Raw genomic sequence first — 13,092 nt, 5'->3', positions numbered from 1 at the left:
GAACGACCGCCGGCATTTTCCGGCGATCGTCCAGCCGCCCGCGCAAGGCCGGGCGCGGGCCGTCACGCCCAACGGCCGCGCATTCGCTTCACCACCCACGATATCAATCCGTCACGGAGACACTCATGAAGAAGCTCGTCATCGCCGCCGCGCTCGCGCTCACGGCAGGCGCCGCCGCCGCGAAAGACCCGGCCGTCCTGCGCCTCGGCGTCGACCCCAGCTACGCGCCGTTCGAATCGCTTGCGCCGGACGGCAGGCTCGTCGGCTTCGACATCGATCTCGGCAACGCGATCTGCGAACGCATGAAGGTGCGCTGCGTGTGGGTCGAGAATGCATTCGACGGGATGATCCCGGCGCTGAAGGCGCGCAAGTTCGACGGCGTGCTGTCGTCGATGAGCGTGACCGAGAAGCGCCTCGCGCAGATCGCGTTCACCGACAAGATCAACAACGTGCCGCCGCGCCTCGTCGCGCGGCGCGGCTCGAACCTGCAGCCGACGGCCGAGTCGCTGGCCGGCAAAAGCGTCGGCGTCGAGCAGGGGTCGACGCAGGAAACCTATGCGCGCACGTACTGGAAACCGAAGGGCGTGATCGTGCGCACCTACCAGACGCAGGACCTCGTCTATCAGGATTTGATTTCCGGCCGCCTCGACGCGTCGCTGCAATCGTCGGTGCAGGCCGATCTCGGCTTCCTGAAGACCGCGAAGGGTGCGAACTTCGCATTCGCGGGGCCGCCGCTGCACGATCCGAAGACGCTCGGCGTCGGGTCGGCGATCGGTGTGCGCAAGGACGACGATGCGCTGCGCATGCAGATCAACCAGGCGCTCGCCAGCCTGATTCAGGACGGCACGTATCAACGGATCGCGAAGAAATATTTCTCGTTCGATATCCATGACTGACCACGCGCCGCGCACGGACGCGCCGGCGTTCACGGTCCCGCCAGGACCGTTCGGCGGAACGTGCCCCGGGACGAGCGCGGCTTCGCCGTCCAGTTCGGTTTCCGGCATGGATTCGTCGCAAATGGCGGCCAGTCCGGCGACCAATCCGGCGGTCGACCGCTTCGCCGAACTGCGCGCGAAGGCCATGGCGCTGGGGTTCCGGACCGGAAGCTGACGGCAGCGCGAAGGCGGCGGCCGCGATCGTGGCGGATGCGGCCGCCCCCGTTGCAGCCGACCCGCCGCGCACCGCGACGGCGCATCCGCGTTCTCCCCTTGCCCCCCTTCTGTCGCATTCTTCCGAATTCACGTCGCATGCAGACAAAAGCTTTCGTTCCGCGCCGCCGTTAACCCGTTTGCAGTCCAGGCGCCCCGCATCGCGAAGCGGCGCCCGTCGTCGTTCGTGATCCGGAAGCCACATCCGCCGTCGGCCGCCCTTCGGGCCGCAGGCAAGGGAACGTCATGCGCAAACTCACCATCCGCGGCGGCCTCGTCGCGACCATCGCCGGCTATACCGTGCTACTCGTGCTGGTGGTCGGCGCCTGCATCGCCGCGCTCTACGCCGGCAACGGCTCGCTGGAAGCGATGTACCGCGACGACACCGCGTCGCTGCTGCACCTGAAAACCAGTTCGGAGCGCATGCTCGTGCTGCGCGAACGCGTGAGCGACGTCGCGCAGATCATCAGCGCCGGCCAGCCCGCGAAGACGGAAATCGCGCAGCTCCATACGCTGCTCAAGCAGAGCAACGACGAACTGGACGCCTACGCGCGCCTGCATGCGCGCGATGCCGACGAGCAGACGTTGTTCGATACGCTGCAGAGCCGCCGCCGCACGCTGCTCGACCAGGTTTTCCTGAAGGCGATGTCGCAACTCGACCACGACAACGCGTTCGATTTCCTCGACACGCATCGCAATGCGCCGCCGGCGCTCTTCACCGCCTACCAGGACGCGATCGATGCGCTCGAATCGTTCCAGGTCGCCCGCCAGAAGGCTCGCTACGACGCGGCCGGCGAGCGCTTCCAGCGGATCGTGTGGGCGATGGCGGCGGTCGCCCTGTTCGCGCTGGCGGTCGGCTTCGTCGCGCAGCGCGTGCTCGCGAAGGCGATCATCGCGCCGATCCATCTCGCCGTCGCGCATTTCGACAGGATTTCGAAAGGCGACCTGACCGGCACGGTCGCCATTCCCGGCGAAAACGAAATGGCGTATCTGCTGAATGCGCTGAAGCGAATGCAGGACGGCCTCGTCGAAACCGTGACCCAGGTCCGCACGAGCACGGAGACGATCGTCGGCGACGTCCGCACGATCGCGAGCGGCAACGTCGATCTGTCCGCGCGCACCGAGCAGCAGGCCGTGTCGCTGCAGCAGGCCGCGGCGAGCGTGGAGCAACTGACTGCCACCGTGCGCCAGAACGCCGACAACGCACGCGATGCGCGCACTTACGCCGAGGGTGCCGCCGGGATCGCAACGAAAGGCGGAGACGCGATGCAGCGTGTGGTCGAAACGATGTCGTCGATATCGAACAGCTCGGCGCGGATCTCCGGCATCGTCGCCGTGATCGAGAGCATCGCGTTCCAGACGAACATCCTCGCGTTGAACGCCGCCGTCGAAGCGGCGCGCGCGGGCGAACAGGGGCGTGGTTTCGCCGTGGTCGCGACCGAGGTGCGCGGGCTCGCGCAGCGCTGCGCGTCGGCGGCCAAGGAAATCCGCGAGCTCATCGGCGATTCGACGCAGCGCGTCGAAGACGGCAGCAGTCTCGTCGCACTCGCCGGTTCCGCGATGACGGAGCTCGTCGCCGCGGTCGAGCGCGTGAACGCGATCATGGGCGAAACGAGCATCGCCTTCGACGAGCAAACGTCCGGGATCGAGCAGGTGAACGCCGCCGTCATCCAGATGGAGCAGACGATGCAGCGCAACGCGGCGCTGGTCGAGGAAGCGGCGGCCGCCGCGCTATCGCTCGAGGATCAGAGCGCGCGGCTGAGCGATGCGGTCGCGCAATTCCATCTTCGGGAAGCGGCGGCGGCATGATGTAACCGGCCCGATTCGGGGCCGGTTGGCCGGCACGGCACCCGAGCCGCCGCCCGGTGTCGTTGCCGGCGACCTGTGGATCGTCCGGTGTGCCGCCAGCGGCTACGCCACCCGTTCCAGCAGGTCCGTCGCGAACGACTTCGCATGCGCGATGGCCTCCTGCGCATCGGGGAATACACCGAGCTGCTCCCAGTGCTCTTCGGCTGCGTAGGTTCCCCTCACCGCCAACGCCCGCTGAACGCACAACTGCGCCGCGTATCTGCCGTCGTCCAGTGGACGGGCCGTCGCGATGACCTTGTGCGGGGGGCTCGCCCGCTCCGGCTGAACGAGCTCGACGGAGCCGCCGGCCGTGCCGATAGCCATCAACTCGTTCCTGGCCTTGCAGTCCGGGCAGTAGAAGCACCATCCCGCGTCGTCCTGAAGAGACCTGATCTGGCCGCGCGCCAGCACGGCACGACATTCAACGTTTTCGCAGATGAACGGCATGGCAGTCTCCGAAGTTGTTTGACGGAAATCCTAGCATGTCCGCCGACGGCAAAACCACCAAAAAACCGGGCCGGCATCGCCGACATCGCGCCGCGCAACCCGTCTATCCGGTTTTCCCGGATAGACCGTGCATCGGCCGCCGCAATGCGGCGTCGAACGGATTCGTGCGCGGGCCGATCGCGTCGGCCTGGCGCCTGAGCAGTTCGACGACCATCGGCATCCGGTCGTCGCCGAGGCGCGACGCCAGCGTGCCGACGCTCAGCGCGCCGACCGGATAACCGGTGCGATCGAGGATCGGCACCGCGACGCCGGCCATCCCGTCAAGCACGCCGCTGTTGCGGCCCGCGTAGCCGAGCTGCCGCACGCGTTCGATCTCGGTGCGCAGGTACACCTCGTCGAGCACGCCGTACCCGCGAATGCGCGGCACGTTGAAGCGGATCACCTCCTCGCGCTCGGCCTCCGGCAGGAACGCGAGGATCGCGAGGCTGCCCTGCCCGACGCCGAGCGCGATGCGCCCGCCGATGTCGCCGGTAAACGAGCGGATCGGGAACGGCCCCTCGCACAGGTCCAGACACACCGCGTCGAAGCCGCTCTTCACGAGCAGGAAGATGGTCTCGCCAAGACTCGCGCACAGCCGCAGCAGCGCGGGCCGGCACAGCGTGCGCATGCTGCTCGGGTTGCCGGCCAGTGCGGCGAGCGCGAAGAAGTCGACGCTCAGCCGGTACAGCTTCGACTGCTCGTCCTGCTCGACCATCCCTTCGGCGATCAGCGATTGCAGGATCCGGTGCGCGGTGCCCTGCGTGAGGCCGACGGCCTTCGCGAGGTGCGTGACGCGCACGCCGTCCTGCTGCATGCCGGCCAGTGCGCGCAGGATCGCGAACGCACGCTGCAGCATGCCGGCGCCCGGCGCGCCGGCCGTGTCGGCAGCGTCCTCGCCCGGGGACGGCAGGCGCGCGGCAGGCGACGTTCCGGGCGACTGGGGTTCCTGCATGCCGGCTCTCCTCGATGATTTCATTGAACGGAATGTGCGCATCACCATTGTGGCCCCGCCGAAATACGTCCGGCATTCGGGTGTGCACGGGATTGACGCACGCGTTTCAGGGTCCGCCCGCCCCTCATCCAGCGGAACGATTTGCCGCTGCTTCGGCAATCCATTCCGATGAGCGGAATTTTTTCAAAGTTCATCTCGTTGAGCAGAATTCGAAATTGACGCACCGAAATATGGCTGGCTAGAGTCCGCGTCAATGACGCACCGGCCATCCGGTGTGCGAACCCGGAGCTCCCCATGTCGTTTCTCACGCTTACGGATCTGACGAAATCGTTCGGCGAGCTCACCGCCGTCGCCGACGTCAACCTGTCGGTCGAACAAGGCGAATTCGTGTCGCTGCTCGGGCCGTCGGGCTGCGGCAAGACCACGACGCTGCAGATGATCGCCGGCTTCGTCGACGTCACGCGCGGCCGCATCACGCTCGACGGACAGGACATCACGCACGTGAAGCCGAACCGCCGCGGGCTCGGCATCGTGTTCCAGAGCTATGCGCTGTTTCCGCACATGAGCGTCGCGGAGAACGTCGGCTTCGGCCTCGACATGCGCGGCGTCGACAAGACGGAGCGCGCCGAGCGCATCCGCGCGGCGCTTGCGCTCGTGCGGCTCGATGCGCTCTCGCACCGCTTTCCGCGCGAACTGTCCGGCGGCCAGCGGCAGCGCGTCGCGATCGCGCGCGCGGTCGTGATCGAACCGCCGGTGCTGCTGCTCGACGAGCCGATGTCGAACCTCGACGCGAAGCTGCGCGAGGAGATGCAGTTCGAACTGCGCGCGATCCAGCGCAAGATCGGCACGACGACGATCATGGTCACGCACGATCAATCGGAGGCGCTGTCGATCAGCGACCGCGTGGTCGTGATGGAAGCCGGCCGCATCACGCAGACGGACACGCCGTATCGCGCGTACGAACGGCCGGAAAACCACTTCGTGTCGCAGTTCATCGGCAAGGCGAACCTGCTGCCCGGCATGATCGTCGCGCACGACGGCGACGCGATCCGCATCGATCTCGGCCACGATCTCGCGGAAACGGGCCGCACCGCGCACCTGCCGGCGCGCGAGCGCGACGTGCGTGTCGGCGACGCCGTGTCGGTCTGCATCCGCCCGGAGAAGCTGCGGCTGTGCGCGCCCGGCGCGGGCCGCTTCGCCGCGACCGTCACGAGCCGCTTCTTCCTCGGCAGCCAGTGGCTGTACCGCGTCGACAGCGCGCTCGGCGAGGTTCTGGTGTGCTGCCAGAACGAAGGCGCGGAACCGCTCGCGGAAGGCGCGCCGGTTGGCGTTGACTGGCACAGCGACGCGGTGCGCGTGATGCGCCGGGAGGCCTGAATGGGACAGCCTACCCGCCCGCTCTCGACCGACGGCGCGCCGGCCGCACTCGCGCCATCGGCCGCGACCGCCGCCTCGGCCGATATCGCGCCGCCCCGCGCCACCGGCGGCCGCACGCCGCGCGCGACGTGGCGTGCGCATGCACCGCTCTGGCTGATGTGCGCGCCCGCGTTCGCGCTGTTCGCCGCGCTCGTGCTCGTGCCGCTCGCGATGACCTTCGCGCTCACGTTCTACCGCTACGACCCGGCCACCGGCCCGATCGCCGCGTTCCAGTTCGGCCACTACGCGGAGGTGCTCGGCTCGCCGTACTTCCATACGATCTTCGCGCGCACGTTCGGCATCGCCGCGCTGACCACCGCGATCTGCGTCGCGATCGGCACGCCGGAAGCGTACGTGCTGTCGAAAATGCGCGATCCGTGGCGCTCGTTGTTCCTGCTCGTGATCCTCGCTCCGCTGCTCGTGTCGGTCGTCGTGCGCGCGTTCGGCTGGAGCATGCTGCTGAACACGAGCGGGCTCGTGAACCAGGCGCTCGGGCTCGTCGGCCTCGGACCGTACAAGCTCGAATACACGACGTTCGCGATCGTGATCGCGCTGGTGCACGTGATGCTGCCGTTCATGGTGATTCCCGTGTGGACCGCGCTGCAGCGGCTCGACCCGCAGACCGAACACGCGGCGCTGTCGCTCGGCGCATCGCCGTTCACGACGCTGCGCCGCATCGTGGTGCCGCAGCTGATGCCGGGCGTGCTGTCGGGCAGCCTGATGGTGTTCGGGCTGTCGGCGAGCGCGTTCGCGATTCCCGGCCTGCTCGGCGGACGCCGGCTGAAGGTCGCGGCGACCGCCGTCTACGACGAATTCCTCGGCTCGCTGAACTGGCCACTCGGCGCGACGATCGCGGTGCTGCTGCTGGTCGCGAACCTCGTCGTGATGCTCACCTACTACCGCGTGCTCGAACGCCGCTACGCGCGCAGCCTCGGAGGCGCTTCCCGATGAGAAAGAACGGCCCCTTCGCCCTTGCGTTCCATACGCTCGTGATCCTGTTCGTGCTCGCCCCGCTCGTGATCGTCGTGCTCGTCGCGTTCACGCCCGATGAAACGCTGACGCTGCCGACGCATGGGCTGTCGCTGCGCTGGTTCCGTGCGATCCTCGACTATCCCGACTTCGTCACCGCGTTCGCCAACAGCGTGAAGCTCGCGTTCGCGTCGGCGACGCTGTCGCTCGCGATCGCGCTGCCCGCGGGGCTCGCGATCGGCCGCGCGACCTTTCCCGGCCGCGCGTTCCTGAACGGCCTGCTGCTGTCGCCGCTCGTGATTCCCGGCCTCGTGCTCGGCATCGCGCTGCTGCGCTTCTTCGCGCTGATCGGCGCGACCGGCTCGTTCGCGTGGCTGGTGGTCGCGCACATGATCGTCATCACGCCGTTCGTGATGCGGCTCGTGCTCGCCTCCGTCGCCGGCCTCGACCGCAGCGTCGAGCAGGCCGCGTGCTCGCTCGGCGCCGATCCGTGGACGACGTTCCGCCGCATCACGCTGCCGATGATCGTGCCCGGCATCACGGGCGGCTGGCTGCTGGCGTTCATCAACAGTTTCGACGAGCTGACGATGTCGATTTTCGTCACGTCGCCGCAGACGGTCACGCTGCCGGTGCGCATGTACATGTACGCGACCGAATCGATCGACCCGATGATGGCGTCGGTATCGGCGCTCGTCATCTTCATCACCGCCGGCGCGATGCTGCTGCTCGATCGCGTGTACGGCCTGAACCGCATCCTGATCGGCCAACACTGATGATGACTTCCGTTTCCCGTTCCACCGACGTCGCGGACGACGGCGCACAGTTCGTGCGCGTCGCCGAACGCGAGCGCGCCGCCGTCGCGTTCACGCTCGACGGTCGTCCGGCGCACGCGCTCGCCGGCGACACCGTGCTCACCGCAATCCTCGTCGCACAGCGCCGCGTGCGCGTGAGCGAATTCAGCGGCAAGCCGCGCGCGGGCTTCTGCCTGATCGGCGCGTGCCAGGACTGCTGGGTGCGTACCGAGGCCGGCACGCGCGTGCGCGCATGCTCGACGCCGATCGCCGAAGGCATGCGGATTCTCACCGGCGCGCAGCCCGCCATGACCGGAGACGCGTCATGAACGATGCATTGCGACCGGTGATCGTCGGCGCGGGGCCGGCCGGCGTGCGCGCGGCCGAGGCGCTGGTCGACGCGGGGCTGCGCCCCGTCGTGATCGACGAGAACGCGCGCTGGGGCGGCCAGATCTACCGGCAGCCGCCGGCCGGCGGCACGTTCGCCCGCGGCAAGCGCGTGCTGTACGGCTTCGAGGCCGCGAAGGCGGACGCCGTGCACCGGACGATGGCCGCGCTGCTGCCGCATGTCGACTACCGGCCGGACACGCTCGCCTGGGCGTGCGGCGCGGGCCGCGTCGACACGCTGCAGGACGGCCGCGAAACGACCGTGCCGTTCTCGCATCTGATCGTCGCGAGCGGCGCGACCGATCGCATGCTGCCGGTGCCGGGCTGGACGCTTGCCGGCGTCTATACGCTCGGCGGCGCGCAGGTCGCGCTGAAGTCGCAGGGCTGCGCGATCGGCAGCCGCATCGTGTTCGCGGGCACGGGACCGTTGCTGTATCTCGTCGCGTATCAGTACGCGAAGGCCGGCGCGCGGGTCGCGGCCGTGGTCGACACGAGCCCGCTGCGCCAGCAGGCGGCGGCCGCTCCCGCGCTGCTGCGCATGCCGTCCACGTTCGCGAAGGGGCTGTACTACATCGGCTGGCTGCGTGCGCATGGCGTCGCGATCGAAACGGGCGTCACGCTCGAACGCGTGCTCGGCGAGCGGCACGTGACGGGCCTCGCATGGCGCGCGGCCGGCGGTGACGCGCCGTCGCGGACGATCGACTGCGATGCGCTCGGCCTCGGCTTCGGGCTGCGTTCCGAAACGCAGCTTGCCGATCTCGCCGGTTGCCGGTTCCGGTTCGATCCGCTCAACCGCGCCTGGCTGCCGGAACGCGACGCGGCCGGCCGCACGTCGGTGCGCGGCATCTACGTCGCGGGCGACGGCGCCGGCATCGCGGGCGCCGACGCGGCCGAGGCGTCCGGGCGCCGCGCGGCGCTCGCGCTGCTCGACGACGCCGGCATCGCGACGCCATCGCCGCCGCCGGCCGGCAAACCCGATGCGGCCACGCTGGAGCGCACGCTCGCCCGGCTCGGCGCGTTCCGCGCCGGCCTCGAAGCGGCGTTCGCGCCGCCGCCCGAGCTCGCCGCACGCTGCCCGGACGACACGATCGTGTGCCGCTGCGAGGAGATCGACGCGGGCACGCTGCGGCGCTGCATCCGCGGCGGCGAAGCGACCGAGCTGAACCGGCTGAAGGCGCTGACGCGCGCCGGAATGGGCCGCTGCCAGGGCCGCATGTGCGGCGACGCGACCGCGCTCGTACTCGCCGCCGAAACCGGCCGCCCGCTGGCGGACATCGGCCGGTTGCGTGCGCAACCGCCGGTGAAGCCGTTCCCGATCTCCGCCGCGCTCGCGGGCGACGACGTCGCGGCGATTCCCGACGAGGCGCGCGATGAGTGAGATCCGTCACTACGACGTCGCGATCGTCGGCGGCGGGCTCGTCGGCGCGTCGGCCGCGCTGGCGCTGACGCGCCACGGGCTGCGCGTCGCGCTGTTCGAGCGCCGCGACTGCGGCGCGCAGGCGAGCGGCGTGAACTACGGCGGCGTGCGCTGCCAGGGCCGCCCCGCCGAACAGTTGCCGCTTGCGTTGCGCGCGCGGCGCATCTGGGATCGCCTGCCCGAGCTGATCGGCATCGACGGCGAGTTCGTCGTGTCGGGCCATTTGCGGCTCGCGCGCAGCGACGCCGATCTCGATGCACTCGACGCCTACGCGGTACTCGCGGGCGAGCACGGCCTGCCGCTGCAGGTGATGCGCGGCGACGCGTTCCGCCGCCGCTACCCGTGGCTCGGCCGCGCGGCGCTCGGCGGCTCGCTGTGCGCGATCGACGGGCACGCGAACCCGCGCGTCGTGTCGCCCGCGTTCGCGCGGGCGGCCCGCGCGGCGGGCGCCGACGTGTTCGAGCACACGCCGGTCGACGACGTCCGGCACGACGGCACGCGCTTTCACGTCCGTGCGGGCGGCCGCGCGTGCACCGCGACGTGGCTGGTCAACTCGGCCGGCGCATGGGCGAACACGATCGCCGAACGCTTCGGCGAAGCCGTGCCGATGGAGCCGATCTACCCGAACATGTGGGTGACCGAGCCGCTGCCGCCGTTCATCACGCACAACCTCGGCGTCTACGGCGGCGGCGTGTACGCGCGGCAGGTCGCTCGCGGCAACTGCGTGATCGGCGGCGGGCGCGGGCGCGGCGACGGCGAGTTCGGCCAGCCGTCGGTCGACACGACGCGTGCGGTGATGCGCGATGCATGCGCGCTGCTGCCCGCATTGCGCGACGCGCTGCTGATCCGCACGTGGAGCGGCGTCGAAGGCTGCACGCCCGACCACAACCCGATCGTCGGCGCGAGCCGCACGACGCCGAACCTGCTGCATGCGTTCGGTTTTTCCGGCGGCGGCTTCCTGCTCGCGCCGGGCGTCGGCGAGGTGCTTGCCGACCTCGTCACGGCCGGCGCAACCGCCACGCCACTCGAAGCATTCTCGATCGGCCGCTTCGCGCCGCAAACCGCGCCGACCGCCCCTTTCCCTCATGAGGAGACCCAACGATGAAACTGCTCGGAACGATCGCGGCGGCTGCCGCCCTCTGCATCGCAGGCGCCGGCGCGCCCGCGTTCGCGCAAACGAAGACGATCTACATCGGCATGAACGGCGGGCCGATGGAGAAGGCCTATACGAGCCAGGTGCTGCCCGACTTCGAGAAGGCGAACAACGTGAAGGTCGTCGTCGTGCCCGGCACGTCGTCGGACGTGCTCGCGAAGCTGCTCGCGAACCGCAACAAGCCGCAGATCCACGTCGCGTTCCTCGACGACGGCGTGATGGCGCGCGCGGTCAGCCTCGGCGTGTGCCAGAAGCTCGACGATTCGCCGGTGCTGAAGGAGCTGTATCCGTTCGCGCGGATGAAGGACGACGTCGGCGCGGGCGTGCAGCTCGGGATGACCGGCATCGCATACAACAAGAAATTATTCGCGGAAAAAGGCTGGGCGCCGCCGACGTCGTGGATGGACTTCGCCGACCCGAAATACAAGGGCAAGGTCGTGTTCCAGTCCGCGTCGAGCAGCACGTTCGGGCTGCACGGCTTCCTCGCGATCAACCGGCTGCTCGGCGGCAGCGAACAGAACGTCGAGCCCGGCTTCAGCAAGTGGGCGAGCACGGTCGGGCCGAACGTCGTCGAGTACATCCCGAACTCGGCGAAGATCTCGGAGATGGTGCAGACCGGCGAGGCCGGCCTGTTCCCGCTGACGCCGACCGGTGTCGGCGACCTGCAGGACAAGGGCATCCCGGTCGCGTATGCGAACCCGAAGGAAGGCCCGGTGCTGCTGCTCGTCGACCTGTGCGTGGTCGCGAACAACCCCGATCCGCAGCTCGCGCAGAAGCTCGCGCAGTTCCTGCTGTCCGCGCCGGCGCAGACGAAGGCGGCGGAGGCCGGCAAGCAGATCCCGACCAACCGCCTCGCGAAGATGCCCGCCGCGATGCAGCAAAGCCTCGGCAGCGTCGACGATCTGGTGCGCAAGGTGACGGTGGTCGACTGGACGGCGATCAACGCGCGGCGCGCGCAGTGGGATACGCGCTGGAACCGGCAGATCGAGCGGTGAGCGGCCCGAGCGCCCGCGGGCACGGCCGCGCGCGCCGCGACCATCATTTGCGGGAGTGATGACACTTCCCTTTTTCTGCGGATTTGACCGGGGCGGCGGTGCCGACAACACTAGCCCGCAGTGCCGCATGCGTTCCAGAGACGGCACGCGCCCGCCCCCCTTCAGAGTCCGCCATGTACCCGACCGACACCGTGCAGTCCCCGAGCGCCGCCCGGCCGCTCGCCGACCGGCAGCTTCGCCGGATCGTCATCGCCTCCGTCGCCGGCAACGCGATGGAATGGTATGACTTTTTCGTGTACGGCACGGCCGCCGCGCTGGTGTTCGGCCACGTGTTCTTTCCGCCCGGCGCCTCGCCGCTCGCGGGCAGCCTCGCCGCGTTCGCGGCGTTCGCGCTCGGCTTCGTCGCGCGGCCGCTCGGCGGCATCGTGTTCGGCCACGTCGGCGACCGCTACGGGCGCAAGGCGTCGCTCGTGTGGACGCTGCTGATCATGGGCGCGTCGACCTTCGCGATCGGCCTGCTGCCGACCTATGCGCAGGCCGGCCTGTGGGCGCCCGCGGCGCTCGTCGCGCTGCGGCTGCTGCAGGGCATCGCGTCCGGCGGCGAATGGGGCGGTGGCGTGCTGATGATCAGCGAGAACGCGCCGCCCGAACGGCGCGGCTATTACGCCGCCTGGAGCCAGCTCGGCGTCGGCGGCGGCTTCGTGCTGTCGTCGGCCGCGTTTCTCGCCGCGCAGGCGCTGCCCGACGACGCGTTCCGCACCTGGGGCTGGCGGCTGCCGTTCCTCGCGAGCATCGCGATCTTCGCGATCGGCATCTATATCCGCCGCCACCTGCCGGAAAGCCGGGACTACGAGCAGGCCGGCAAGCGCGGCGCGCACACGCATCTGCCGATCGTCGAATGCATCCGCCGCCATCCGAAGGAAATCCTGCTCGCGATGGGGCTGCGCGTCGCCGAAAACGGCGGCGCCTACATCTTCCTCGCGTTCTCGCTCGTCTACGGCAAATACGTCGGCATCCCGAACGGCGTGATGCTGACCGGCGTGATGATCGCGATGGTCGTCGAAATGGGCGCGATGCTCGCGTGGGGCCGGCTGTCCGACCGGATCGGCCGCAAGCCCGTGTACCTGATCGGCGCGCTGAGCCTCGTCGCGTGTGCATTCCCGTTCTTCTGGCTGCTCGACACGCGCGCGACGCCGCTGGTGTGGCTCGCGCTGACGGTCGGCACGGCGGTGAGCCACGGTGCGATGATCGGCACGCTGCCGGCGCTGGTCGGCGAGCTGTTCAGCACCGAGGTGCGCTATTCGGGCGTCGCGCTCGGGCACGAAGTCGCGTCGATCTTCGCGGGCGGGATGTCGCCGCTGATCGCGACCGCGCTGCTCGCGCGCTATCACGCATCGTGGCCCGTGTCGCTGTTCCTCGTGCTGCTCGGCGCGATCACCATCGCGACGCTGTGCGTGATGCGCGAGACGCGTGTCGCGCGCGCCGGTGACTCGCACGGCGACGCGACGTGAAAGTGCGGCGCGCGCTCGC

At 69.6% G+C, this 13,092-nt stretch carries 12 protein-coding genes and 1 pseudogene; 11 read left to right on the top strand and 2 right to left on the bottom strand.

Annotated elements, in window-relative coordinates:
• Positions 1-125: 125 nt before the first annotated feature.
• From DIE21_RS32115 to DIE21_RS32110, 3 genes and pseudogenes are all read left to right on the top strand, one after another.
• The gene (locus DIE21_RS32115) at positions 126-896 is read left to right on the top strand and encodes an ABC transporter substrate-binding protein (RefSeq protein ID WP_124501453.1); all 771 of its coding nucleotides are present in this window, start codon (positions 126-128) and stop codon (positions 894-896) included.
• A 4-nt stretch (positions 897-900) separates the two neighbouring features.
• A pseudogene (locus DIE21_RS38045) lies at positions 901-1,110 on the top strand (phosphoesterase); the annotation flags it as partial.
• A 284-nt stretch (positions 1,111-1,394) separates the two neighbouring features.
• Positions 1,395-2,957, top strand: a complete 1,563-nt coding sequence (locus DIE21_RS32110) for a methyl-accepting chemotaxis protein (RefSeq protein ID WP_124501452.1) — start codon at positions 1,395-1,397, stop codon at positions 2,955-2,957.
• A 102-nt stretch (positions 2,958-3,059) separates the two neighbouring features.
• On the opposite strand, the gene DIE21_RS32105 is transcribed toward DIE21_RS32110, so the two are convergent.
• Both DIE21_RS32105 and DIE21_RS32100 read right to left on the bottom strand, forming a co-directional pair.
• Positions 3,060-3,443, bottom strand: a complete 384-nt coding sequence (locus tag DIE21_RS32105) for a hypothetical protein (protein ID WP_124501451.1) — start codon at positions 3,441-3,443, stop codon at positions 3,060-3,062.
• Between the two features lie 103 nt (positions 3,444-3,546).
• Entirely contained in the window at positions 3,547-4,434 is an 888-nt protein-coding gene (locus DIE21_RS32100; RefSeq protein ID WP_124501450.1) for an IclR family transcriptional regulator, read from the bottom strand.
• Between the two features lie 294 nt (positions 4,435-4,728).
• Between DIE21_RS32100 and DIE21_RS32090 the strand changes: the two genes are divergently transcribed.
• The 8 genes from DIE21_RS32090 (at position 4,729) to DIE21_RS32055 (ending at position 13,073) form a co-directional block, all read left to right on the top strand.
• Positions 4,729-5,811, top strand: a complete 1,083-nt coding sequence (locus tag DIE21_RS32090; protein ID WP_124501449.1) for an ABC transporter ATP-binding protein — start codon at positions 4,729-4,731, stop codon at positions 5,809-5,811.
• Positions 5,812-6,801, top strand: a complete 990-nt coding sequence (locus DIE21_RS32085) for an ABC transporter permease (protein WP_124501448.1) — start codon at positions 5,812-5,814, stop codon at positions 6,799-6,801.
• Entirely contained in the window at positions 6,798-7,592 is a 795-nt protein-coding gene (locus DIE21_RS32080) for an ABC transporter permease (protein WP_124501447.1), read from the top strand. Before DIE21_RS32085 ends, DIE21_RS32080 begins: the two co-directional genes overlap by 4 nt.
• Positions 7,592-7,939 carry a (2Fe-2S)-binding protein gene (locus tag DIE21_RS32075; RefSeq protein WP_124501446.1) on the top strand — a complete coding sequence of 116 codons (348 nt, stop codon included), beginning with the start codon at positions 7,592-7,594 and terminating at the stop codon, positions 7,937-7,939. Before DIE21_RS32080 ends, DIE21_RS32075 begins: the two co-directional genes overlap by 1 nt.
• The gene (locus tag DIE21_RS32070; RefSeq protein ID WP_124501445.1) at positions 7,936-9,375 is read left to right on the top strand and encodes an NAD(P)/FAD-dependent oxidoreductase; all 1,440 of its coding nucleotides are present in this window, start codon (positions 7,936-7,938) and stop codon (positions 9,373-9,375) included. The genes DIE21_RS32075 and DIE21_RS32070 overlap by 4 nt, the downstream gene beginning before the upstream one ends.
• A complete protein-coding gene (locus tag DIE21_RS32065) occupies positions 9,368-10,519 on the top strand; it encodes an FAD-binding oxidoreductase (protein ID WP_124501444.1) in 1,152 nt (383 codons plus the stop codon). Before DIE21_RS32070 ends, DIE21_RS32065 begins: the two co-directional genes overlap by 8 nt.
• Positions 10,516-11,562 (top strand): ABC transporter substrate-binding protein, encoded by a 1,047-nt coding sequence (locus DIE21_RS32060; protein ID WP_124501443.1) that lies wholly within the window; start codon positions 10,516-10,518, stop codon positions 11,560-11,562. The genes DIE21_RS32065 and DIE21_RS32060 overlap by 4 nt, the downstream gene beginning before the upstream one ends.
• Positions 11,563-11,735: 173 nt before the next feature.
• On the top strand, positions 11,736-13,073 hold the full coding sequence (locus DIE21_RS32055) for an MFS transporter (RefSeq protein ID WP_124501442.1): 1,338 nt from the start codon (positions 11,736-11,738) through the stop codon (positions 13,071-13,073).
• Positions 13,074-13,092 lie beyond the last annotated feature (19 nt).

Origin of the sequence: Burkholderia sp. Bp9140, assembly GCF_003853425.1 — a bacterium.
GTDB lineage: Bacteria > Pseudomonadota > Gammaproteobacteria > Burkholderiales > Burkholderiaceae > Burkholderia.
Note: the sequence above shows the minus strand (reverse complement) of the source record. Positions and strands in the feature narration are given on the sequence as shown.

Coding starts and splice junctions, on each gene's coding strand:
- DIE21_RS32080 (WP_124501447.1), top strand. CDS start 6,798: ATGAGAAAGAACGGCCCCTTCGCCCTTGCGTTCCATACGCTCGTGATC.
- DIE21_RS32070 (WP_124501445.1), top strand. CDS start 7,936: ATGAACGATGCATTGCGACCGGTGATCGTCGGCGCGGGGCCGGCCGGC.
- DIE21_RS32115 (WP_124501453.1), top strand. CDS start 126: ATGAAGAAGCTCGTCATCGCCGCCGCGCTCGCGCTCACGGCAGGCGCC.
- DIE21_RS32075 (WP_124501446.1), top strand. CDS start 7,592: ATGATGACTTCCGTTTCCCGTTCCACCGACGTCGCGGACGACGGCGCA.
- DIE21_RS32110 (WP_124501452.1), top strand. CDS start 1,395: ATGCGCAAACTCACCATCCGCGGCGGCCTCGTCGCGACCATCGCCGGC.
- DIE21_RS32085 (WP_124501448.1), top strand. CDS start 5,812: ATGGGACAGCCTACCCGCCCGCTCTCGACCGACGGCGCGCCGGCCGCA.
- DIE21_RS32055 (WP_124501442.1), top strand. CDS start 11,736: ATGTACCCGACCGACACCGTGCAGTCCCCGAGCGCCGCCCGGCCGCTC.
- DIE21_RS32060 (WP_124501443.1), top strand. CDS start 10,516: ATGAAACTGCTCGGAACGATCGCGGCGGCTGCCGCCCTCTGCATCGCA.
- DIE21_RS32105 (WP_124501451.1), bottom strand. CDS start 3,443: ATGCCGTTCATCTGCGAAAACGTTGAATGTCGTGCCGTGCTGGCGCGC.
- DIE21_RS32090 (WP_124501449.1), top strand. CDS start 4,729: ATGTCGTTTCTCACGCTTACGGATCTGACGAAATCGTTCGGCGAGCTC.
- DIE21_RS32065 (WP_124501444.1), top strand. CDS start 9,368: ATGAGTGAGATCCGTCACTACGACGTCGCGATCGTCGGCGGCGGGCTC.
- DIE21_RS32100 (WP_124501450.1), bottom strand. CDS start 4,434: ATGCAGGAACCCCAGTCGCCCGGAACGTCGCCTGCCGCGCGCCTGCCG.